Consider the following 23,486-nt stretch of genomic DNA (forward strand, 5'->3'; position numbering starts at 1 on the left):
CCATCCCGAACTCAGAAGTGAAACGATGCATCGCCGATGGTAGTGTGGGGTTTCCCCATGTGAGAGTAGGTCATCGTCAAGATTAAATTCCGAAACCCCAATTGCGAAAGCAGTTGGGGTTTTGTTTTGCCTGCAGGAAAAGGCTCGGCCATTTCTCGATTTAGATTCTTGAGGAAGCGACGCTGCAGGTGTTTATCCAGGAGGGCGTTTGCCTGATCACTTTCCTCTTGTGATACGCCATGGCTACCCCGTATAAGAGCGACTTTCACTTCCGATATAAGAAAAAGGATGCACGCATGAGCAATGCCTGGAACGAGGGATATTTCACGGACGAAGGCTACACCTATAGTTATAGCCGGGAAATCAATCCGGTTTTCCAGCGTTATTGTCTGCTGTTGCGCGGCTTCGCCACGCTGGAGAGTAGCGATGGCTACCACTGTGAGCTGGGTTTTGGTCAGGGTGTTTCGATCAACATCCATGCGGCGGGTAATCCGGGCTCTTATGTCGGCACCGACTTTCACCCAGGTCAGGCGTCCCATGCCATTGCTCTGGCCAGCGACTGGGGCAGCGATGCGCGACTGTATGACGACAGCTTCGAGCAGTTGCTGGCCCGTCATGATTTGCCTCAGTTCGACAGTATCAGCCTGCATGGCATCTGGACTTGGGTCAGCCGCGATAACCACAAGTTGATCGTCGAATTCGCCCGTCGTCATCTCAAGCCTGGTGGCCTGCTGTACGTCAGCTACAACTGCTTCCCGGGCTGGTCGCCTCAGGCACCCTTGCGCCAACTGTTCAGTCTGCACGACCGTTTCGCCAGCCAGGCCTCTGCACGTCCTGATCAACGTATCGAGGCTGCGCTGCAGTTTTCCGAAGCGCTGCTGGCTGCAAATCCTAAATATGCCAACTCGGCGCCAGGGTTGGACGCCAAGCTGCAGAGCATCAAGGGCCAGGATCGCCAGTATGTCGCCCATGAGTATTTCAACCGCGACTGGAACTGCATGTATTTCACCGACGTGGTGGATGCCCTGGCCCCCGCCAAGCTTGATTACGTTACGACAGCCGTGCCGCTGGACTCCGTCGATCCGCTCAACCTGACCGCCGAAGGCATGGACTTTCTGGAAGGCATTGAGCACCCGGTCATGCGTGAGCAGGCGCGCGACTATTTTGTGAACCAGAGTTTCCGCCGGGACCTTTATGTGCGCGGCGCCAACAGACTATCTGCTACCGAGCACCGCGAGCGTATGCTCAGCACGCGCTTCGTCCTGTTGCAGGCAGCCGACAGCGTGCCGGCCAACGTCACCGGTCCGGCAGGCGCAGCGACGCTGCAGGCAGAGATTTATGGCCCGGTACTCGCAGCACTGGCGGATGACGCCTATGTGCCGAAGACCTTGCGGCATTTGCTGGATCTTTTGCCCTCGCTGGCTTATGGCGATGTGGAACAGGCTCTCAACGTATTGATCGGCATGGGGGCCGTGGCGCCGTGTCAGAGCGAAGCAGCCGAAAAACTGGTGCAGGCCCGCTGCAATACCCTCAACCTGCAGCTGTGCAAGCGTTCGTTGTATGGCCACAAGATTCAGACCTTGGCGAGTCCGGTGACCGGAGGTGGGGTGACGGTCAGTCGCTTCCAGCAGCTGTTTCTGATATCGATCAAGCAGGGCAAAAAGCACCCGGCTGAATGGGCGCAGTTGGCATGGGGCATCATTGGCGGCCAGGGCGAAGGTCTCCTCAAGGACGGCAGGGCCCTGACCACCGCGGAAGAAAACCTTGCCGAATTGACCGCGCAGGCTCAAGCGTTTGCCGAGAGTACGCTGGTGATTCTCAAGGCTTTGAAAATCGTCTAGTCGAGACGAGGGACGGCAAGACACCCTCGCGTTGCCTGCCGTCGTCCGGGGCATTTCGGATTCTTGCGCAAAACCAGAGCGACAGCACCGCAGCTGACGTGCTGACAAGGACGCGCGGTCGATGTAATGCCCCGATCAAATAATAGCGGTGACGGAAACTGGACTTTCCATAGGTACTGAAGTGAAGCGTGATACTCACCTTGTAATGCTCTTGCTGTTGGTAATCGGCTGTTCCCTGGCATCGCTGACCATCTGGAAGATACTGGGCTCTCGGGATCGAGCACTGGATGAAGTCAATGTCCACGGGTTGAACCTGACGCAGGCACTTGCGACGTATTCCGAGGGCATTGTCCGGCAGAGCTCGCTGCTTCTGCTCGGACTCGTCGAACGTCTGGAAACCGAAGGCAGTGGCCCAGCGCAAATCGAACGGCTCAAGACTTTGATCAACCGGCAGCGACCGCTGATGCCGCAGCTCAGTGGCATCACTATTTACGACAACAAAGGTCACTGGTTGATGTCATCCAACCGGCCGATTCCTGTCGGTGCCAACAGCAGTGACCGAGCCTATTTCATTCATCACCGTGACGATCCATCTCGCGAGCCCTTCATCGGCCCGCCCATCCGCAGTCGTTCGAATCAGGAGTGGGTGATCACGATCAGCCGGCGTTTCAATGACGATCGCGGAGAGTTTGCCGGTGTGGTGTCGGTCACCCTTGGGGTGGAAAACTTTCTGCGTCTGTTCGGCCAGCTCGATATAGGGCAGGAGGGCGCCATTGGCTTGTCCTACACCGATGGCACGCTGCTGGTCCGTTACCCTTTCCGTGAACAGGACATGGGGCGCAACTTCTCCAATTCGCCGATCTATGCGAAGTACCTGGTGGACAAATCGGTTGGCACTGCATCCTTCACGTCCAGTCTCGACGGCGTGGAACGGCTCTATGCCTTTCGCAAGAGTGAAACGCTGCCGCTGATCACTACGGTTGCGCTCGGTAAGCGCGAAGCCCTGGCGGCGTGGCGATTTGAAGCGCTGTTGTCGATCGGTGTGGTTACCACATTGCTGGGTCTCACCGGTGTTATCGGCTGGTTTTTGATTCTGGATATTCGTCGCCGGACGCAGGTGGAAGGTGAGTTGCGCGATACTCAACAACAGCTGCTCGGCACGAACCGGCAACTTGAGCTGTTGGCAATGAAGGATGCGCTGACAGGCCTGGCCAATCGGCGATGTTTCGATCAGACCCTGGCGATGGAAGCGCGCCGGGCGAAGCGTGACGCAACTTCGTTGGCGTTGCTGATGATTGATCTCGACTATTTCAAACTGTTCAACGACGCCGAAGGGCACATTGCCGGCGATGCCTGTCTGCAGCAGGTGGCCAAGGTGCTTGAGACCTGCGTGCGCAGACCATCGGACCTGGTGGCGCGTTACGGGGGGGAAGAAATGGCGGTGATCATGCCCGATACCGATAGTGACGGCGCAGCGGTCGTGGCGCAAATGATCCTGAAACGCTTGGCGCAAGAGCCTATCGCTCACCGGACCAGTCCATTCGGCCGAGTGAGTGTGAGTATCGGCATCGCGGCCGCCACCGGATCGCAACTGGACACGGTACAAGGCCTGATCGCTGCGGCAGATCAGGCGCTGTATCAAGCCAAAGGGGCGGGCCGCAATCAGCTCGCCAAAAGTGTCGCCAGCGAAAGCTACTCTCCGTACACCGGGTAATCCACATAGCCTTCGGCATGGCCGCCATACACCGTGGCCGGGTTCAGCGAGTTCAGCGGCCAGTCATTGGCGATGCGCGCGGGCAGGTCCGGGTTGGCCATGAACGGGCGACCGAAAGCCACGAGGTCCGCCAGTCCGGATTCAAGCAACCGCGCACCGCTTTCGGCGTTGTAGCGGCCCGCGTAGATGATCGCGCTGCTGAAGGTGTCGCGTACTGCTCGACGGAAGGTTTCCGGCATCACTGGCGCGTCGTCCCAGTCGGCTTCGGCGATGGACAGGTAGGCGATGCCGACGTCTTGCAGCACCTTGATCGCTTCGATGTAGGTGGTGTGAGGATCTTCCTCGACCATACCCAGATAAGTCCGCGCTTCATCGGTGGTGGTGAACAGCGGCGCAAAGCGCACGCCGACCTTTTCCTTGCCGATGCATTCGGCGACGCCGCCCACCACTTCGCGCAGAAAGCGCAGACGGTTATGCAGCGAACCGCCGTATTGATCGGTGCGCAGGTTGCTGTGGGCGGAGATGAACTGGTTCACCAGATAACCATTGGCACAATGCAGTTCGATACCGTCGAAACCGGCGTCCATGGCATTGCGCGCCGCCTGGATGTACAGCTGAACCAGTTCCTGGACTTCCTCGGTGGTCAGCGCTCGAGGCGCGGACGGCGGAATCAGAGCGCCCACACCGGGCGCCGTTTCGATGAACACACTGACCCGGTCGGTGGCGATGGCGGAGGCCGACACCGGTGCGTCGCCATTGGGTTGCAGGGCAGTATGGGATACGCGACCGACATGCCATAGCTGCGCGAAAATCACGCCGTCACTGGCGTGGACAGCCTCGGTGACCTTGCGCCACCCGGCGATTTGTTCGGGAGTATGAATGCCTGGAGTCCAGGCGTAACCCTGGCCACGGGGTTCGATCTGGGTGCCTTCAGTCACCAGCAAGCCCGCACTGGCCCGCTGCTGGTAATACTCGGCCATCAATTCATTGGCGACATTGCCCGGTTGAGTGCTGCGCTGGCGGGTGAGGGGCGGCAGGACTATGCGGTTTTTCAGAGTGTGGTGGCCGAGGGTGGCCGGGGTGAAGAAACGGCTGTTGTTCATGGATGCATCCTGTCCAAAGGGTTTATTAGACCAGTCGACTATTTAATGGGCGAAAAGAAGAACACCGTGCAACACGCACACGGTGTTCGGATCAAGTTGAAGGAGCGGAGTGACGCCTCAGCCGAGCAGTTTCAACAGTTGTTCGGCGACAGCCGCCGAGCTGGCGGGATTTTGGCCGGTGACCAGTTTTCCATCAGTCACCACATGAACCTGCCAATCCGCAACTTTGGAATAGCGACCGCCAAGACGCTGGAACTCGTCTTCGATCAGGAACGGCACTACGTCCGTCAAACCGACGGCTGCTTCTTCGGAATTGGTGAAACCGGTCACTTCGCGGTGCTGGATCAGCGGTTTACCTTCTGCGTCGACGACATGACGCAGCACCCCCGGCGCATGGCAGACGAAGCCATGGGGCTTGTTGCTGCGCGCGAAGGCTTCGATCAGGGCAATCGAATGCTTGTCTTCGGCCAGGTCCCAGAGCGGGCCATGGCCACCTGGATAAAACACGGCATCGAAATCTTCGGCGCGGACATCGGCCAAGCGGCCGGTGTTCGCCAGTGCCTGCTGGGCCGCAGGATCCTGGCGGAAGCGATCGGTTTCAGCCGTCTGAGCATCGGGCTCGTCGCTCTTCGGATCCAGCGGTGGCTGACCGCCGGCGGGCGAAACCAGGGTGACGTCGGCGCCGGCGTCCTTGAAGGCGTAGTAGGGGGCGGCGAACTCTTCGAGCCAGAAGCCGGTTTTCTTGCCGGTGTTGCCGAGTTGATCGTGGGAAGTCAAAACCATCAAGATTTTCATAGAGCACCCTGGGTAGGTCTGGCGGCGTTCATGAGCAAGGGGTTCGCGCAGGATCGACACCGGGAAAAGGTTTGTCGGGGCGCAGCATAGTTTCCAATTAGACCAGTCGTCTAGTAATTTTTTCTCTAAAGCTTTTTCATGGACAGGTGTGGCAAACTCGCGTTCCTTTGAGATAAACGACTGGTCTATTGCCTGGTAATTCGTGCCCCATGAAACCGACCTACGACGACACCCGCCAACATTTGCTCGACACCGGCCACCGGATGATGGCCGAGAAAGGCTTCACCAGTGTTGGCCTGAACGAGATCCTGCAGACCGCCGGCGTGCCCAAGGGCTCGTTCTATCACTACTTCAAATCCAAGGAACTGTACGGCCAGGCCTTGCTCGAGGATTACTTCGTCGACTATCTGGCCGACATGGAGCGACGCCTGACGCTGCCCGGCCTGAGCGCCCACGAACGGCTGATGGATTACTGGCAGGGTTGGCAGGATCGCTGCACCCTGGAAGGCCATGGCGACGAATGCCTGGTGGTGAAACTCAGTGCCGAGGTGGCTGACCTTTCCGAAACCATGCGCCTGACCTTGCGTGATGGTGCCGAGCGAGTGGTGGCGCGCATCACCGAGTGCATCGAACAGGGCCAGGTCGAAAAAAGCCTGCCACAGGGCGATGCCCGACAACTGGCCGAAACGCTGTATCAGCTGTGGCTGGGGGCCAGTTTGCTGAACAAACTGCAACGCACAGGACAGTCGTTGAGTACGTCGATGGCGACTACGAAACGCCTGTTGAGCGTGTGAGAAAGCAATAGACGCAAGCGGTCGAGAGTCAGTTGCGCAAACGAATGGGAATGCCTATCAATTGCGCGGCGGGTGGTATACCATCCGCCGCGTTTTGCTGGCAGTTATCCCCTTCGTTCTGGCCTATCTGTAAGGTTCTCCCCCATGCGTCGAACTCTGCTGTCCATCTGTGTGTTGCAAACGTTGTCTCCCTTTGCGTGGGCCGAGCCATCCGATTCAACGGCGTCAGCGCTGGAGCTGGAGGCAACCGATGTGGTCGGTACCGCGGATTACGAAAGAGCGGACGGTCCGGTACACGGATATCGCGCGACCCGTTCGGCCAGTGCCACGCGGACCGATACCTCTATCCATGAAACCCCGCAGTCGATCAGTGTCGTCACCAAAGATGCGGTCGAAGACATCGGCGCCACTCGGCTGCAGGACGCACTGGATTACGCGGGCGGAGTAGGGCGAGCCAACAATTTCGGCGGCCAGGGACTGACCACGTTCACCGTGCGCGGATTCACCACCGGCGAGTTCTACCGCAATGGTTTCCCGATCAACCGGGGTTATCCGAACATGCCGGATGCCAACACCATCGAGCGTCTTGAGGTCCTGCGCGGGCCGGCGACCATGCTCTACGGTCGTGGCGATCCGGGCGGGACCTTCAATGTCGTTTCCAAACAACCGTTGCCCGAGCGCACGGTCACACTCGGCAGCCAGTTGAATGACCAAGGCATGCGCCGCGGTACCCTGGATGCTTCCGGCCCGCTTGATGAAGAGGGGCGTCTGGCCTATCGCCTGAACGTGGTGGGCGAGGGCGGCGATACCTTCCGCGATCACGTCGAAACCGAACGCTACGGCGTGACCCCGGTACTGACCTGGCAAGCCAGCGATGACACCCGAGTGATCTTCGAGGGTGACTTCATGCGCAACAACCATCCGCTGGACCGGGGCGCGACGCGTTATCCACGGCAGATCGGCACCGCCTCCCGCGACACCTTTTTCGGTGAACCGGACGCTGGCAAGTTGCACAACGACAACAACATGGCGCAATTGCGCTTCGAGCATGTGCTCAATGAAGACTGGACGCTTGGCGGTGGCTTCCAGTGGCTCGACGGAACCTTGCAGGGCAATGCCATCGAATTCAACGGCATTGCCGCCGACGGCCGGACCCTGGGACGAAATTTCAACTACCGCAAGCTGGAGTGGACGGACAAGGACACCCAACTCAACCTGACCGGTCACTTCTCCACGGGCGGCCTGCAGCACACACTGCTGACCGGTATCGAATACGAGGACTACGACTACCAGTCGATCATCCAGCGCTCCAGCGGCGCGGTAAGTGCGTATCCGATCGACATCTTCAATCCGGTCTATGGGCAGCCCCGTCCGGCACTGACGCGCACCCCGACCCACGACAAGGAAAATCTCAAGACCTACGCCGCGTTCGTACAGGACCAAGTGGCCCTGACCGATCGGCTGAAAGCCCTGGCTGGCGCACGTTTCGAGCGCTTTGAGCACGACTACGAAACCTACGTGCCCGGCGGCAAAAACTGGCAGGCCAGTGACAATGCCGTCACGCCCCGCGTCGGTGTGACCTACGACCTGACCGACACCCTCGCGGTCTACGCGGACACCGCGCGTTCTTTCAAACCCAATACCGGTGCGAGTCGCCAGGGTGGCGGCTTTGAACCGGAGAAAGGCAAATCCTGGGAGATGGGGATCAAATGGGAGGCGCTGGATCATCAGTTGAGCGTCGACGCGGCGATCTATCAGATTGAAAAGCGCAATGTCCTGACCACTGACCCGGTGGACTCGACTTTCAGCGTGGCTGCCGGGGAAGTGCGCAGCCGAGGATTTGACCTCAATGTTGCCGGCAACCTGACCCCCGAGTGGCGTGTCATCGGGGGGTACGCCTACGTCGATGCCGAGGTGACCAAGGACAACGTGATCCGCTCCGGCACGCGACTGATGAACATCCCGAAAAACAGCTTCAGCCTGCTCAATGTCTATGAGTTCCAGGACGGTGCCCTCAGTGGTCTGGGTCTGGGAACAGGCCTCAAATATGTCGATGAGCGCGCGGGGCAAACGGCGAACACCGCGTTCTCGATGGGGAGCTATACCGTTGTCGACCTGCTCAGCTACTACAAGGTCAATGACAAGGTACGTGTCAATCTCGACCTGAAGAACCTGTTTGACCGGGACTACGACGAGGGCGCATTCGGTAACGTCTACGCCTATCCGGGGGCACCGAGAACGGTGCAGGTCGGCATTTCTTACACGTTGTAGTTGGGGGCTGGAATCTGTCATCGGGGGCTGCGGCCCCCGATGACTGTGAGGCTCAGCCGGTCACACACCCTTGCGGAGTCTTTCCGGCAAAACTGTCCACCAGGCTCGCCACGACCATCTCGCCCATGCGGGTGCGGGTCTGCAGGGTCGCGCTGGCGCGGTGTGGTTGCAGCACCACCTGTTCCTGGGCAAACAAGGCTTCAGGCACGTTGGGCTCATCGACGAAAACATCCAGTGCCGCACCCGCGATCTCACCGGCCGTCAGGGCCGCCACCAGATCGGTTTCGTTGACCAGTTTGCCGCGCGCCACGTTGATCAGGTAGCCGCCCTTGCCCAGGGCCTGCAGCACGGAGGCATCGATGATGGCTTCGGCCTTGTCGGCGGCCGCCGCGAGAACCAGCGCATCACTGTTGCGGGCCAGTTGCTTGAGGTCGGCGATGAAGGTGTGGCTGACATCGCTCATCGGTTGCAGATCGGTGTAGCTGATCGGACAGCCAAACGCGGCCGCCCGGGTGGCGACCGCTCGGCCGACCCGACCCATGCCCACGATGCCGATCCGCATGCCGGACACCTGCCGCGCCAAAGGCAGCGGGGCCAGTGGCGTCGGGCTCTGCGGCCACTGGCCCGAGCGCACGTAACGGTCACTGGTACACAGCCCACGGCACACAGCGATCAGCAAGCCGATGGCCAGGTCGGCCACGTCTTCGGTCAGTGCGCCGATGGTCGCGGTCACGCGGATTCCGCGATCCCTGGCGTAGGCCAGATCAACCGCATCGGTGCCGACACCGTTGACCGCCACCACTTCCAGTTTGGGTAATTGCGCCATCAACGCCTGGCTGATGCCCGTGTGCCCACCCGTGATGACGCCGCGAATGTTGGCGCCGTGTTCCTGCAAATACGCCGCTTTGTCGGCCTGCTCGAAATAACGCCTGATCGTGAACAGTTCGCCGAGACGGGCATTGATTTGCGGAATCAGGATCGGGCTCAGCTGCAAGACTTCTGGCTTCATGTAAACCTCACTTACGCAATAAAAAAGCCGGCTTAACCGCGGCCGGCAAACGGCATGGCAGTGGCCATGACGGTCATGTTCAGGACGTTGGCCGACAGGGGCAGCCCGGCGATGTAGCGCACGGCGTCGGCGACATGCTTGACGTCGACCATCGGCTCCACGGCGATGCTGCCATTGGCCTGGCGCACGCCTTTGGTCATGCGCACCGACATTTCGGTCAAGGCATTGCCGATATCGATCTGGCTGCAGGCGATATTGAATTCCCGACCATCCAGCGCCAGTGATTTGGTCAATCCCAATACCGCGTGTTTGCTGGCGGTGTATGCGCTGCTGAAAGGACGCGGGGTGTGTGCCGAAATCGAACCGTTGTTGATGATGCGTCCGCCTTGGGGCTGTTGCCGGCGCATGAGCCCGAACGCGCCACGGGCGCAGAGAAAAACCCCGTTGAGGTTGGTGTCGATCACGTTTCGCCACTGCTCGAACGTCAGTTCATCCAGCGGCACGGCGGGGGCATTGACCCCGGCGTTGTTGAAGACCACGTCCAGGCGTCCGTAGACTTCGGCAATGGTTGCAAACAGCTGATCGACACTGGCGGGGTCGCGTACATCGGTGGGAACCGCCAGCGCTTCGCGGCCTTCGCTGGCCGCCAGATCAACCAAGGCCTGCAAGGGTTCGGGCCGGCGCCCGGCCAGCACCAGGGTGTATCCGTCGGCCAGCAGGCCCAGGGCTACGGAACGGCCGATCCCGCTGCCGGCGCCGGTCACCAGGGCAACTTTCAAGGATTGAGTGTCAGACATCTTGTTGTTCTCCTTTTTTCCAATCACTTAAGGACAGACTCAAGGCCGTGGGCCGACGCGCATTTCGAGTTGGCCAATGCCGTCGATCCCGGCGCTGATGACGTCGCCGGGTTGCAAGACATCGACGCCGGCGGGGCTGCCGGTCATGATCAGGTCGCCGGCCTTGAGTGTTACGGATTGCGAGATACGGCTGATGACTTCACTCACCGACCAGATCTGGCTGTCGAGACGATCGCGCTGGCGTTCTTCACTGTTCACGCTCAACCATAATTCCCCTTCGAGCCGACCGGTCCGGGTGACCGGCACAATGGCGGTCATCGGTGCGGCGCCGTCAAACACCTTGGCACCTTCCCATGGCAAGCCGTCGCGCTTGGCCAGGCGCTGTACGTCACGACGGGTCAGGTCCAGTCCGGCGGCGTAGCCCCAGACATAGGCCAGCGCCTGGCTCTCTGGGATCTGCGCGCCGCCTTCGCCGATGGCCACGACCAGCTCGATTTCATGGGCAAACTCTTCGGTCAGTGACGGGAAGATCACTTCGCCGGCAGCGTCCACCACGCTGCTTGCCGGTTTCATGAAGAACACCGGTGGCTGGCGCGGCTGGCCCAGGGTGTCCGGCCACGGGTAGTTGCGGCCGACGCAGAACACGCGTCCGACGGGAAAGCGTTGCTCGCTGCCGACAACCGGCAAGGTCACTGGCAGATCCGGGGTAAAGACGTATTCGGTCATGTTCATCCTGCTGAAAGTCCTGTGTGAGAGTGCAGCGTACGGCGGCAATCGCTGGCGAAGTTGGACGAAAGCCGCCTCCAATTGGAGAAAACAGTTGTTCTGGCTTCAGCGCGTTTTCAACTCGATGCGGTACAGGCGACCGAGCAGCAATGAGTAGGAGAGAGTGCCGATCAGCGCCACGGCACCGATGAACCAGAACGCCCAGGCGAACGAGCCGGTGGCGTGGACGATGGCGCCGATCACGATCGGGGTCACAATGCCGCCGATGTTGGCGGCCAGGCTGGTGATCCCGCCGGTCAGCCCGATCAGTTCCTTGGGCGCCACCTCCGACACCGCCGCCCACGAGGACGACGCGATGCCCTGAGCGAAAAAGGCAATGGTCAGCACGGCGATGCAGATGACGTTCGAGTCGGTGAAGTTCACCAGCACGATCGACATGCCCAGCATCGACCCGACCACCAGCGGCAATTTCCGGGCGAAGGACATTGAGTAGCCACGACGGATCAGCAGGTCGGAGACGATGCCGGCGAGCAGGATGCCGACCGTTGCGCCCACGAAAGGCATCACGGCAAAGATCCCGGCCTTGATCGTGGTCAGATGGCGTTCTTCAATCAGATAGGTCGGGAACCAGGTGAGGAAGAAGTACAGCGCCGAGGTGCTGGCGAACTTGCCGATGCAAATGGCCCAGACCTGACGGTAGCTGAACAGCTCGGCGATCTGCCGCCAGTTGAAACGAGTGCGTTCCTGGCTGCTCTTGACCAGTCCGCCGCCGGCCTCGATGTATTTCAACTCTTCCTTGCTGACTTTCTTGCAGTTCAGCGGATCGCGATACAGATACAGCCACAGCACACCGAAGACGATGCCCAGCGCGCCGGTGCTGTAGAAGACATGGCGCCAGTCAAAGGTTGTGGCCAGCCACAGCAGGGCGCCGGTAAACAGTGCCGTTCCCAGGTACTGCCCGCAGACGTAAATGCTGCTGGCCAGGCCCCGTTCCCGCGCCGGGAACCACACGGTTACCGCACGGCTGTTGGCCGGAAATGCCGGCGCTTCCATCGCCCCGACGGCCAGGCGCAGGCCGAACAGCGAAGCGAATCCCGTGGCGAAGCCTTGAAACACCGTGACGGTCGACCAACTGATCAGTGAAACCCCATAGGTGAAGCGTGAGCCGAAGCGGTCGGCGATAAATCCGGCCGGCACCAGAGCGAGTGCGTAGGTCCAGGCAAAGGCAGAGAAGATCAGCCCCATTTCAATCTTGTCCAGGCCCAGGTCCTTGGCCATGAACGGGGCGGCGATCGAGATGTTCACCCGGTCGATGTAATTGATGATCGTCGCAATCAGCAGCAGCGAGAGCATGAACCAGCGTCGCCGCGTCGGCAGTCGCCGGGATGACACGGCGTCCCTGTCGGCGGCAATCAAGGGGGGCGCGGTGGTTTGAGAGGTGTGCGAATTCGACATGAGTGGACCTCGTTATTGTTAGAAGTGTCGAGTTGTTTGCGGACAGCCGACGCCGTTGCCCGCTGTCCGCAGGCAAGGCAATCGAAAGTTGAAACGAATGGCACAAACGGCCAGGGTCAGACGTTCAGGGACGTCTTCCGGCTGGCATCGTCGGTAAAGGCTGGGGAGGGGCGGCGGGGAGCAATAGCGGATTCATGACGTGCGCACCTTCTGTTGTTTTTGAAAGAGGTTGGGCGTGGGAAATACAGTGGTCGTACAACCTCTCGAAATCAATCAAGGTGTTAGATCATTTTTTCCGGAGAAGGGCGCGTCGGATAAACCTGTCCAAAAAAATCCACACAGTGAATTTTCCAGATGCTCTCTGGTTTGTCTTCTATCCGACTGTTTTTAAACGGAAAAAACAATGACTTTGCGGTCGCGTTTTTTGGACAGTGATCATTGGCAGTGGCGGTGTAGAAAAAACACTGAGTCTGGTGTCATCGTATGACTGCTTGAAGGGTCGGCGACGAACCTTCAAGATGAACCACGCCGATTACTCGGCAACGCCAGGAAAACCTGCCCAAGTACCTGTCGAGGATGCTCAACAAATGACGTCACAATGCCGTGTGCCCACCTACGTCATGCAGCAACGCAGCGAGATGATGGATTTCTACATTCGTGACAAAAAAGGTCGCCGCGCCGAGACTGGCCCGCACCGACACGAATACTTCCAGATCCAGATCAACCTCGGCGGCGACACGGTGCAGCACATTGGCAACGCGGTTCGACCATTTCCGCGTAACGCACTGGCATTCATCCTGCCGCACCGTGTGCACGTGATTCCGCATCCGGCGGACAGCAATTTCATGGTGATCAACTTTTCCCAGACCTTTCTGTTGCCGCATTTGCAGTGCGACCCGATGGATCTGGAGGAGGTATCGATTCTCCTGGCTCCCGAACTGTCGCCGTTCCGCTTTCAGGAACATCTGGATTTCATTCTGGGGAATGAGGATTTCAACGAGGTCTGTGGCTTGATCGAACAGATGCGCAGACTGGACGAGAATCGTCAGTTCGGTACACGCGAAGTGCTCAAGGGATTGCTGCTGCAACTGGTGGGCAAGGTGTGCGTCCTGTATGCCGAACCGCTCAAGCGCCTGGCGGAAGAAAACGCAGCACAGGCCAGTCGACGGGATGCACTGAGCCGGATGTTCGAGTACCTGCGCAAGAACATTGCCGACCCCGATCTCAATCTGATCAAGGTCGCAGCGGCGACCTATCTGTCACCGACCTATCTCACGCACTGGCTGCGCAAGGAAATCGGCAAGACCTTCACCGAGCTGGTGCTGGAGCGCAGAATGCACGCGGCACGCAATTACCTGCTCAATGGAACCCGGCCAGTGGGCGAGGTGGCGAGGCTGTGCGGCTTTGCGGATGAAGCTTATTTCTCCCGACGTTTTCGCCAGATTCACGGCCAGCCACCTGGACAGTTCCGCCGTCGGCAACTGGACCCCGACAGCCCGCAGTCACCTGTAGAGGCTTGATCGGCTAATGCGACGAAACATAATCCGAGGCCGACGTCGGCGCAGGCAACGCATACGTTGCCTTCATCCACTCGATCTCTGCTTGCGGCGTTCGGCCGAAAAAACGTTTGAACTCGCGGCTGAACTGCGAAGCGCTTTCATAGCCGACACTGAACGCCGCCGCTGACGCAGTCATGGCGTGGCGCAACATCAGCAGTCGCGCCTGATGCAGACGTGTCGACTTCAGGTATTGCATGGGCGAGGCGTCCGTCACGCTGCGAAAATGCAGGTGAAAACTGGGCACGCTCATGCTCGCTTCGCGCGCCAGTTGCTCGACGTCAAGACGCTCCTGATAGCTGCTGTGGATCTTGCGGATCGCCCGCGTCACCTTGCCGAAGTGGCCCTGTCGATTGAGTGCGGCGCGCATCGAGCCGCCTTGTTCGCCGGTCAGGATGCGGTAGTAGATTTCCCGCAACAGCGACGGCCCCAATATCTGCGCCTCACCCGCAATGTTCATGGCTTCGAGAAAGCGCAGTGTCGATAGGCGCAGGCGGTCGTCCATCGGCGAGGCGAACATGCCTTTTGGTTGAGCATCGCTCGGGCCGTGAACCTCATCCACTTGCTGCATCAACTCGCTGGCCACCTGGAAATCGAGTTGCATATAGATCGCGAGCATTGGCTCGTCTTCAGAGGCGTCGGTCTCCATGGTGAAGGGGATCGGAACCGATACCACCAGGTAATGCTGGGCGTCATAGACGTAAACGTCATCGCCCAGATACCCGCGTTTCTGTCCCTGACAGAGAATCACGATGCCGGGGTCGTACAGCACCGGCGTGCGGGTCAGTGGTCGGTTCGAGCGCAGGAAGCGCACGCCCTCCAACGCACTGAGGTTATAGCCCTCGACCGGTGCCAGCGTCTCCATGAGCTGCACCATGCGCGACGTGCCTGGGTCGGCCTGTTTCATCGGGTTCTCTCTGTGGGCCGTTCAATGGTCGGTGGAGCGGCTCAGCGTTTCCCATTGATCGATCTCGCTGGCGGCGCGTTTCAACTTGTCGCGCACCAGGTTCAATGCATCGCTGCCCAGCAACAGATGCGCTGGCGGAGCAGGGCTGGCGATGATCTGCAACATCGCCAGCGCCGCTTTGCGCGGATCACCGAGTTGCTTGCCGCTTTTGTCTTCGCGGGCCTTGCGCACCGGATCGAAACTGGCGTCATAGTCGGCGATGCTGCGCGGCGTGCGCTGCATCGAACGACCGGCCCAGTCGGTCCGAAATGAACCCGGTGCGACGGAGGTCACGAAGATATTGAACGGCGCCAGTTCCTTGCTCAGGGTATCGGAGATGCCTTCGAGCGCAAACTTGCTGCCGCAGTAGTACGCGATACCCGGCATGGTGATTGTGCCGCCCATCGACGTGATATTGAGAATATGGCCCGCCCGCCGCTGGCGAAAGAACGGCACAAACGCCTTGGTCACGGCGACGGCGCCGAACACATTCACGTCGAACTGGCGGCGCATGTCCTCCAGTGGCGACTCCTCGAAAATGCCTTCGTGGCCGTAGCCGGCGTTGTTGATCAGCACATCGACCGGACCGTGGGTCGCTTCCACAGTCGCCACGACACCCTCAATCCGGTCGAAGTCCGTGACATCCAGCAGCACGCCGTACGCGTTGCCGCTGGACAGCGCCTGAAAGGCTTGCAGGTCGGCTTCGTTGCGCACGGTGCCGATGACGCGGTGGCCGGCAGCCAGCGCTTCCTTGGCCAGCGCGTGGCCGAAGCCGCTGCTGACGCCGGTGATGAAGAGGGTTTTGGTGGTGGTCATGACGGGCTCCAGTGAATGCGGTTTCAGCTCATGGTATCCATCGAAGAAACACTCACCTATGTCGGTTTGTCTTTGATCATTGCCTATTCCTATCAACGGGGCGAGATGACGGCCGATGAACTTTTTGCGTAGCTCCAGGCATCCAGGCTGGAACAGACTGCAACCGCTGATATCCTGCGCAACAACCGCCGATGAGCCAGGACGAAATGAAGACATCAACCCGTTGGCCCGCAGACGATAACGAGTTGGCGCAATTGCGCGCGTTCAACCGCAAACTTGCCCGGCTGCCGCGATTTCGCATCCGCAATCGCATCACGCCACGGGCGATTCAGTTGCTGTTGCGGCTAAGCCAATTGGGCGGCGCAAGAAAGTTGCTCAAGCACGGGCTCGAGGCCGAACGAAAAGTGGTGGGTGTCGGCGGCGCATCAGTGCCGGTGCGGATTATTCGGCCAAAGACAAAGGCCAAAGGCGTAGTGCTGGATTTCCATGGCGGCGGCTGGGTCATCGGCAACGCGCAGATGAACGACCCCCTCAATATCGCCATGGTGAAATCCTGCGACGTAGCAGTGATCTCGGTCGACTATCGGCTTGTGGTCTCGACTCCGATCGAGGGCGTCATGCAGGACTGCCTCACGGCGGCCCGCTGGCTGCTGAGCGATGACTGCCGCGAGTTTGCGAACCTGCCCGTCATCGTCGTGGGCGAGTCGGCAGGCGGCCACCTCGCCGCCGCGACCCTGCTGCAACTCAAACAGTGGCCGGACCTGCTCGAACGGGTGAGCGGGGCGCTGCTGTATTACGGCGTCTACGACCTGAGCGGAACCCCCAGCGTACGCAACGCCGGGCCCGATACCTTGCTGCTGGACGGGCCGGGGATGGTTGAAGCGCTGCAAATGCTCACTCCGGGATTGAACGATGAAGAACGCCGGCAGGCGCCGTTGTCACCGCTGTACGGTGACTTCACCGGTTTTCCGCCAGCGTTGATGTTTGCTGCGCAACTGGATCCGCTCAGGGATGACACGCTTGAGTTGGCTGAGCGTTGGGGCAGGGCGGCGGAAGTGGAGGTGCATCTGTTGCCGGAAACCGCACATGGGGTGATTCATTTTCCGCTGGGGTTGGCGGGGAAAGTGCTTGGGTATAGTCGTGCGTGGGTTGCGGGGCGGGTTGTTGAGGGGTAAGCCATCGACCCTCACTCAGCCGCCACCTTGAATTGCTCGAGAATAAGTTCAGCCAATGTCCTGACAGGCTCGGTGAAGCTTCGCCGAGGCCTGTGCACCAGTCCGATATCACGATGGAAGGTGTGTTGGCCGAGATCAAGCGCCCGCACACCTGACGGCCATTGCTGATGGGTGGCCGTCTGCGGCACGAGCGCGACCCCTACGCCATTTTCCACCAGCCTGATGATGGCCTCCAGCTCATCCAGCTCAGAGACTTCACGCAAAGTGAAATGCATCTGTCGCAGGAAACGATCGACCTGCCTGCCGCCGAAGGAGGAGCGGTCATAGCGAATGAACGGCAGGCTTGAGAGCAGTTCGATCCAGTCTTCTCCCGGTACGTCCTTGGGCACGATCAGACGGTAGGGCTCAAGCGCCAGCGTGGTCCAGCGCAGATCGCTTTGAAGCGAGAAGGGCGGCCGAATGATCGCCGCCATGTCGATTTCGCCAGTATCCACCAGGTTCACCAGCTCCATGGAAAGACCGGGCACGACACGCGTTCGGCATTCCGGGCACTGCTGGTGAAACCTGGCGAGTGCGTCCGGGAGAAACGATCGCTGGACTGAGGCGATTGCGCCGACGTTGACCAGAATGCTGGTGGAAAGACCGACGGTGGTCGATCCCAGGTTGTCGTAAAGACGAAGCAGCTCCTGCGCCTGAAGCAGGACTTGCTGGCCCATCCTGTTGAGGTGGGCCGAGCGTCCTTTTCTGTCGAATATTTCAAAGCCGAGCTCGGCTTCCAGACGTTGAATCTGGGCGCTCACCGCCGCCTGGGTGAGGCCTATCCGGTTGCCGGCAGCCGCGAAAGTGCCTTCCCGCGCGACGGCAATGAGGGTCTTGAGTTCTTTTATCATTCACAAATATTAGTTGTGTTTCTGAGAAATATATATTGATTTTTTTGCTGTCAGTGTCGCCCTACGATGTGCTCACCAACCACAAAAACCGTATCGGAGTCCTGATGAGCCTTTCGCCATTCCACCTCGCCATCCCCGTTTACAACCTGGCTGCAGCCCGCACTTTTTACGGTGAGGTCTTCGGCCTGGAAGAGGGTCGCTCCAGCAATCAATGGGTCGACTTCAACTTTTACGGGCATCAGCTGGTGATTCACGAACACCCGAAAACCGCGTCTCAGGAAAGCGTTCACAGCAACCCGGTCGACGGGCACGACGTTCCTGTTCCTCACTTCGGCATCATCCTGGGATGGGAAGAGTGGGAAGCGCTGGCAGAGCGCCTCAAGTCTTTCGGTACCGAATTTGTGATCGAACCTTACATTCGATTCAAAGGACAGGTTGGCGAGCAAGCCACCATGTTCCTGTTCGACCCTTGCGGCAATGCCCTCGAATTCAAGGCCTTCAAGGATATGAGCCAGCTCTTCGCCAAGTAAAAAGCGCAGTGGCACAACGGCGTTGTGCCATTTGATCTCAAGTGAGCTGGAAGCTCATGACTCTAGCAACTGCCGATTGATGCAGTCCTTTCATTCCAACAAGAAGGCTAGACATGAAACGTATTCCCCTGGTGTGGCAAATCGTTGCCGGGCTGTTGCTTGGCGTGCTCGTTGGTTGGTACTTCAATACCCATCCGCAGTATCAGTCGTGGGTCAGCACGGAGATCCTGAAACCGCTTGGCGATATCTTCATCAAGATGATGAAGATGGTGGTCGTGCCTATCGTGTTCTGTTGCATGATCCTGGGTATCGCCGGAGGCGGGGATAACAAGTCGTTCGGCCGGATGGGCATCAAGTCGCTGGGCTATTTCTTTGCGATCACCGGTCTGGCCATCGTGATCGGCCTGTGTTTCGCGAACCTTTTCGAACCCGGTACGGGCACCGATATTTCGGGCATCGCACACGGTGCTGCCGCCATCACGATGGAGCCTTCGAAGGGCGCGCTCGTGATTATGCAAAACATCGTTCCGGATAACGTTCTGGTGGCGATGTCCGAGGCGAAGTTGCTTTCTGTGCTGTTCTTCGCGGTGTTGTTCGGTGTCGCGCTCAACGCATTGCCCAGGGAGAAAAGTGCACCTGTGGTTGCGCTGGTCCAAGGCATTTCAGATGCGATGTTCAGGATCGTCTCGATCGTCATGGCCTATGCCCCGATTGGGGTGTTCGGCATGATCGGTGCGACTGTCGCGACCTTCGGTTTTGCCTCATTGTTGCCCCTGCTCAAGTTGATTGGAGTGGTTTATCTGGCGCTCATCGTCTTCGCATTGGTAGTGCTCGGAGGAATCAGTTACCTGATCGGCGAGAACATCTTCAAGTTGATCAGGTATTTCCGCGACGAGTTGATTCTTGCCTTCTCCAGTGCTGCCTCCGCAGCGGTCATGCCGCAGTTGATGAGCAAGCTGGAGAACTATGGCGTGCCACGGCGAATTGTCAGTTTTGTGGTGCCAGTGGGGTACGCGTTCAACCTCGATGGCGCGTCGATCTTCCTCGGCGTGGCGACAATTTTCATCGCCCAGCTTTATGGAATCGATCTGTCGCTTTCTCAGGAAATCCTGCTGGTGGTGACCATGGTGCTGACCTCCAAAGGTGCTGCCGGGGTGCCTGGATTCGCCATCGTCATCCTGTCGGCCACATTGGCGTCTGCCGGTCTTCCGCTGGAGGGCGTGGCACTGATCGCCGGTATCTTCAGGATTATCGACAGCGGCACCACCACCCTGAATGTGTTGGGCAATGCGATTGCGCCCCTGGTGATCGCCAAATGGGAGAGGGCGACCCTTGAGCCTTCGCGCACCCGCCCGGACGCACAAAAGGCCTGACGATCACAAGGAGCACTGACGGCGCTGCACGAGTAAACGCCTGCTGATGTACAGGCGATTTTTTTCATCAAGTTACTAGACGACCGGTCTGATATTGAAGGTATGCAACATGAGTGATAACAGTCGCAACACGGATCTTTTTTCTCCCATGCAAATGGGCGCCCTGCAATTGGCCAACCGGATTGTCATGGCGCCCGTGACCCGCAGCCGGATGGCTGAAAACGGTGTTCCGAACGAACTGCACGCTACTTACTACGCACAGCGCGCGAGTGCCGGCTTGATCATTGCCGAAGCGACAAACATTTCGGCGCAGGGGCGCGGCTACGCCATGACGCCGGGGATCTGGTCGGACGCGCAGGTGGCGGGCTGGAGAAAAGTCACGGACGCCGTCCATGCCGCAGGTGGCAGGATTGTCAGCCAGTTGTGGCACGTGGGGCGTTTTTCCAGCGTCGAGTTACAGCCCGACGGTGCCGCTCCCGTTGCGCCCTCGGCAATCAAGGCAGAAGGCAGCACCTACACCGAGAACGGCTTTGTCGAAGTGTCGACGCCCCGGGCGCTGGAGACTTCGGAGATTCCCGGCATCATTGAGCAATACAAGCGCGCCGCTGAAAATGCCAGGCGTGCCGGTTTCGATGGCGTGGAGGTTCATTCGGCGAACAGCTATCTGCTCGACCAGTTTCTGCGTGACTCGACCAATCAGCGCACTGACCGGTACGGCGGCACCATTGAGAACCGCGCCCGACTGACCCTTGAAGTCACTGAAGCGGTGATTTCGATCTGGGGCAGCGACCGCGTCGGCATTCGTCTTTCGCCGGTCACGCCCGATGCCGGAAACACGCCTCCCGACAGCAATGTCATGGCGACTTACGGATATCTGATTCAGCAGCTCAACCGACTCAATCTGGCCTATCTGCACTTCGTCGAAGGCGCCACCGCGACCTCGCGCACGGTTCCTGATGGCGTTGATCTGGATGCATTGAGCGCGCAGTTCGAAGGCCCCTTCATAGGCAATAACAACTACGACCTCGAGATGGCATTGAAGCGCCGGGCGCAGGGCCGGATTGACGCGGTGGCGTTCGGGCGCCTGTTCATTTCCAACCCCGACCTCGTGGAGCGCCTGCGTCGGGGCACCGAACTGACCATCGCGCCACGCGAGAGCTACTACGGCGGCGGCGCCAAGGGCTACACCGACTGGCCAACGGCTGACCATTGATTTGTGCGCCCTGAACCGGATCGGCGCAGGGCGGATTGATTGAAAAAACATTCACAGCAAACAGGAGTTCATCATGAGTCATCCAACTTACGTGCAGGAATACAACGCAATCGTCGAAGTGCTCAGCCAGTACAACGAAGGTGGAGCAAAGGCTGACAGCGCCTTGATGAAGCCCGCGTTCAATGCGCAGGCGACCATGTTCGGGGTTGACGACGGCAAGCTCGTCGGCGGCGCGATCCAGAATCTGTATGACGTCATCGACAGCGCGTTCCGTCCATCCCCCGAAGCCGAAGCCGCCATCGTTCGCATCGATATCGTCGGCACGGCTGCGAGTGCCCGGGTCGATACCGACAACGTGTCGGGGTTCCGTTTCACCGACTTCTTCAACCTGCTGAAGGTAGACGGCAAGTGGACGATCGTCAGCAAGATCTACCACACCCACCCGAGCGCCTGAGCCCTCGTCTTCTGCCCCGGCAGTACCGGGGCAGCACCGTTTACGCCTGATCCATCGCCTCGGTCAGCCCCTGATCCTCACCCAGAAACCCGCCACTCTGATGCTGCCAAAGTCGCGCATAGGTGCCGTTCTTGGCCAGCAGTTCGGTGTGGGTGCCTTGCTCGATGATGCGCCCTTCATCCATGACAATCAGTCGATCCATCGCCGCAATCGTCGACAGTCGATGGGCGATGGCGATGACAGTCTTGCCCTGCATCATTTCATCGAGGCTTTCCTGAATGGCGACTTCGACTTCGGAATCCAGGGCGCTTGTCGCTTCGTCCAGTAGAAGGATCGGCGCGTTTTTGAGCATCACCCGGGCGATGGCGATGCGTTGGCGCTGGCCACCGGAAAGCTTGATGCCGCGTTCGCCCACCAGCGTGTCATAGCCGGTGTGGCCCTGGCGGTCGCTGAGCTGGTTGATGAAGCCGGCGGCCTGGGCGTTCGACGCAGCACGCTGGATCTGTTCGTCGGTGGCGTCCGGTCGGCCGTAGGCAATGTTGTCGCGAATGGAGCGGTGCAGCAGGGAGGTGTCCTGAGTGACCATGCCGATCGCGCTGCGCAGACTGTCCTGGGTTACTTGCGCGATGTTCTGGCCGTCGATGCGAATCTCGCCGCGATCCACGTCATAGAAGCGCAGCAGCAGGTTGATCAGTGTGGATTTGCCGGCGCCGGAGCGGCCCACCAGACCGATTTTTTCCCCCGGTCGGATGCTCAGGCTCAAGCCGTCGAGCACCTGGCGTTCGCCGTTGTAGTTGAAGCTCACGTTGTCGAATTCCACGGCGCCGCCGGAAGGCACCAATACGCCGGCGTCCGGCGCATCCTGCACCTTGGGGCCACGGGTCAGGGTGCCCATGCCGTCCTGCACCGTGCCGATGTTTTCGAACAGCGACGTCATCTGCCACATGATCCAGTGCGACATGCCATTGATGCGCAGCGCCATGGCCGTGATCGCCGCCACGGCCCCGGTGCCGACTTCGCCCTGATGCCACAGCCACAAGGCGTAGCCGCCGGCGCCCATGATCAGCCCGACCACCAGCGCCTGATTGACGATCTCGAACTGGCTGACCAGACGCATCTGGCGGAAACCGGTCTGCTTGAAATCCTCCATCGCCGCGCGCGCAAAGTGCGCTTCACGTTTGGAGTGGGAGAACAGTTTGACGGTGGTGATGTTGGTGTAGGCGTCCGAAACCCGGCCCGTCATCGACGACCGCGCATGGGCCTGCTCTTGTCCGACCTGGCCCAGGCGCGGTACGAAATACAGCATCGCCAGCCCGAACAGCGCGACCCAGGCAATGAACGGCAGCATGAGTTTCAGGGCGAAACCGCCGGCCAGGGCGATGATCGCAATGAAATAGACGCCAATGCCCGGTGCGATCTCGATGACGGTGAACAGCACTTCGCGCACCGCCAGTGCGGTCTGCATCACCTTGGTCGTGACCCGGCCGGAAAACTCGTCGGAAAAGAATGAAAGGCTCTGCCGCAGCATCAGCCGATGAAAATCCCAGCGCAGACGCAACGGCAAATTGATCGCCAAGACCTGATGCTGAACCATGGTGCGCAGCGCCACCAGCCCGACACTGGTCAGCAGCACGAGGCCGATGCCCCACAGCACGCGGCTCTCCTGGCCATTTGCATCACCGCCGGCCTGCCAGGTCGAGAGCAGATCCACGACCTGACCCAGAAAGGAAAACAACCAGGCTTCGTAGATCGACACACCGGCACTGAGCAGCGCCAGCGCGAGGATATAACCGCGAGCGCCGCGGGTGCAGGCCCACAGGAACCGTGCCAGACCGACCGGCGGTGGCGGCGCTTCGTCGGGCGGGAAGGGGTCGAGCCGTTGTTCAAACAGGCGAAGCATTGGGGGTCTCCGAATTCATCAGTTGCGGGGATTCTGCCACTTATCGATCACATTGAGGGGCTGCAGGTTCAGGTCAATCACCGAGCGCCGCTCATCGCGCTTGAACGACCATGCAAAACTCCTATCAT

The 23,486-nt window shown here is 59.7% G+C and carries 20 protein-coding genes; 10 read left to right on the forward strand and 10 right to left on the reverse strand.

What is annotated here, in order from left to right:
- Positions 1–296 precede the first annotated feature (296 nt).
- Entirely contained in the window at positions 297–1,841 is a 1,545-nt protein-coding gene (locus CAG25_RS26465; RefSeq protein WP_085610178.1) for a class I SAM-dependent methyltransferase, read from the forward strand.
- 181 nt (positions 1,842–2,022) lie between these two features.
- Positions 2,023–3,555, forward strand: a complete 1,533-nt coding sequence (locus CAG25_RS26470) for a sensor domain-containing diguanylate cyclase (RefSeq protein ID WP_085610180.1) — start codon at positions 2,023–2,025, stop codon at positions 3,553–3,555.
- Here the strand turns inward: CAG25_RS26470 and CAG25_RS26475 are convergent.
- A complete protein-coding gene (locus CAG25_RS26475; protein WP_085610182.1) occupies positions 3,534–4,658 on the reverse strand; it encodes an alkene reductase in 1,125 nt (374 codons plus the stop codon). The genes CAG25_RS26470 and CAG25_RS26475 overlap by 22 nt on opposite strands.
- Positions 4,659–4,775: 117 nt before the next feature.
- Complete coding sequence (locus tag CAG25_RS26480; protein ID WP_085610184.1) at positions 4,776–5,453, reverse strand: type 1 glutamine amidotransferase domain-containing protein; 678 nt, start codon at positions 5,451–5,453, stop codon at positions 4,776–4,778.
- Between the two features lie 209 nt (positions 5,454–5,662).
- On the opposite strand from CAG25_RS26480, the gene CAG25_RS26485 reads away from it, so the two are divergent.
- Both CAG25_RS26485 and CAG25_RS26490 read left to right on the forward strand, forming a co-directional pair.
- Positions 5,663–6,247: a TetR/AcrR family transcriptional regulator gene (locus CAG25_RS26485; protein ID WP_085610186.1), complete on the forward strand. Its 585-nt coding sequence runs from the start codon at positions 5,663–5,665 to the stop codon at positions 6,245–6,247.
- A 144-nt stretch (positions 6,248–6,391) separates the two neighbouring features.
- Positions 6,392–8,518, forward strand: a complete 2,127-nt coding sequence (locus tag CAG25_RS26490) for a TonB-dependent siderophore receptor (protein ID WP_085610188.1) — start codon at positions 6,392–6,394, stop codon at positions 8,516–8,518.
- Between the two features lie 52 nt (positions 8,519–8,570).
- Here CAG25_RS26490 and CAG25_RS26495 read toward each other — a convergent pair whose 3' ends face one another.
- The 4 genes from CAG25_RS26495 to CAG25_RS26510 form a co-directional block, all read right to left on the reverse strand.
- Positions 8,571–9,527 carry a 2-hydroxyacid dehydrogenase gene (locus tag CAG25_RS26495; protein WP_085610190.1) on the reverse strand — a complete coding sequence of 319 codons (957 nt, stop codon included), beginning with the start codon at positions 9,525–9,527 and terminating at the stop codon, positions 8,571–8,573.
- Between the two features lie 32 nt (positions 9,528–9,559).
- A complete protein-coding gene (locus CAG25_RS26500; RefSeq protein ID WP_085610192.1) occupies positions 9,560–10,324 on the reverse strand; it encodes an SDR family oxidoreductase in 765 nt (254 codons plus the stop codon).
- Positions 10,325–10,363: 39 nt separating this feature from the next.
- Positions 10,364–11,056 (reverse strand): fumarylacetoacetate hydrolase family protein, encoded by a 693-nt coding sequence (locus CAG25_RS26505; RefSeq protein WP_085610194.1) that lies wholly within the window; start codon positions 11,054–11,056, stop codon positions 10,364–10,366.
- A 99-nt stretch (positions 11,057–11,155) separates the two neighbouring features.
- Entirely contained in the window at positions 11,156–12,505 is a 1,350-nt protein-coding gene (locus CAG25_RS26510; RefSeq protein ID WP_064595597.1) for an MFS transporter, read from the reverse strand.
- Positions 12,506–13,092: 587 nt separating this feature from the next.
- Between CAG25_RS26510 and CAG25_RS26515 the strand changes: the two genes are divergently transcribed.
- The gene (locus CAG25_RS26515; RefSeq protein WP_085610196.1) at positions 13,093–14,025 is read left to right on the forward strand and encodes an AraC family transcriptional regulator; all 933 of its coding nucleotides are present in this window, start codon (positions 13,093–13,095) and stop codon (positions 14,023–14,025) included.
- A 4-nt stretch (positions 14,026–14,029) separates the two neighbouring features.
- On the opposite strand, the gene CAG25_RS26520 is transcribed toward CAG25_RS26515, so the two are convergent.
- Both CAG25_RS26520 and CAG25_RS26525 read right to left on the reverse strand, forming a co-directional pair.
- Positions 14,030–14,968, reverse strand: a complete 939-nt coding sequence (locus CAG25_RS26520) for an AraC family transcriptional regulator (RefSeq protein ID WP_085610197.1) — start codon at positions 14,966–14,968, stop codon at positions 14,030–14,032.
- A 21-nt stretch (positions 14,969–14,989) separates the two neighbouring features.
- Positions 14,990–15,823 carry an oxidoreductase gene (locus CAG25_RS26525; protein WP_085610199.1) on the reverse strand — a complete coding sequence of 278 codons (834 nt, stop codon included), beginning with the start codon at positions 15,821–15,823 and terminating at the stop codon, positions 14,990–14,992.
- Between the two features lie 191 nt (positions 15,824–16,014).
- On the opposite strand from CAG25_RS26525, the gene CAG25_RS26530 reads away from it, so the two are divergent.
- Positions 16,015–16,998, forward strand: coding sequence for an alpha/beta hydrolase (locus CAG25_RS26530; RefSeq protein WP_085610201.1), 984 nt, complete (start codon positions 16,015–16,017; stop codon positions 16,996–16,998).
- A gap of 11 nt (positions 16,999–17,009) precedes the next feature.
- Here the strand turns inward: CAG25_RS26530 and CAG25_RS26535 are convergent, their stop codons facing one another.
- Entirely contained in the window at positions 17,010–17,888 is an 879-nt protein-coding gene (locus CAG25_RS26535; RefSeq protein ID WP_064595608.1) for a LysR substrate-binding domain-containing protein, read from the reverse strand.
- A 104-nt stretch (positions 17,889–17,992) separates the two neighbouring features.
- Between CAG25_RS26535 and CAG25_RS26540 the strand changes: the two genes are divergently transcribed.
- The 4 genes from CAG25_RS26540 to CAG25_RS26555 all read left to right on the forward strand — a co-directional run bounded on the left by CAG25_RS26540 (position 17,993) and on the right by CAG25_RS26555 (position 21,458).
- Positions 17,993–18,418 (forward strand): VOC family protein, encoded by a 426-nt coding sequence (locus CAG25_RS26540; RefSeq protein WP_011333668.1) that lies wholly within the window; start codon positions 17,993–17,995, stop codon positions 18,416–18,418.
- 113 nt (positions 18,419–18,531) lie between these two features.
- A complete protein-coding gene (locus CAG25_RS26545) occupies positions 18,532–19,791 on the forward strand; it encodes a cation:dicarboxylate symporter family transporter (RefSeq protein WP_085610203.1) in 1,260 nt (419 codons plus the stop codon).
- A 109-nt stretch (positions 19,792–19,900) separates the two neighbouring features.
- Positions 19,901–21,004 carry an alkene reductase gene (locus tag CAG25_RS26550; RefSeq protein ID WP_085610204.1) on the forward strand — a complete coding sequence of 368 codons (1,104 nt, stop codon included), beginning with the start codon at positions 19,901–19,903 and terminating at the stop codon, positions 21,002–21,004.
- A 73-nt stretch (positions 21,005–21,077) separates the two neighbouring features.
- Complete coding sequence (locus CAG25_RS26555; RefSeq protein ID WP_039771019.1) at positions 21,078–21,458, forward strand: nuclear transport factor 2 family protein; 381 nt, start codon at positions 21,078–21,080, stop codon at positions 21,456–21,458.
- A 40-nt stretch (positions 21,459–21,498) separates the two neighbouring features.
- Here CAG25_RS26555 and CAG25_RS26560 read toward each other — a convergent pair whose 3' ends face one another.
- The gene (locus CAG25_RS26560) at positions 21,499–23,358 is read right to left on the reverse strand and encodes an ABC transporter ATP-binding protein (RefSeq protein WP_085610205.1); all 1,860 of its coding nucleotides are present in this window, start codon (positions 23,356–23,358) and stop codon (positions 21,499–21,501) included.
- Positions 23,359–23,486: the final 128 nt, after the last annotated feature.

This window comes from Pseudomonas sp. B16(2017), assembly GCF_002113205.1.
GTDB classification, from domain to species: Bacteria; Pseudomonadota; Gammaproteobacteria; order Pseudomonadales; family Pseudomonadaceae; genus Aquipseudomonas; species Aquipseudomonas pharyngis.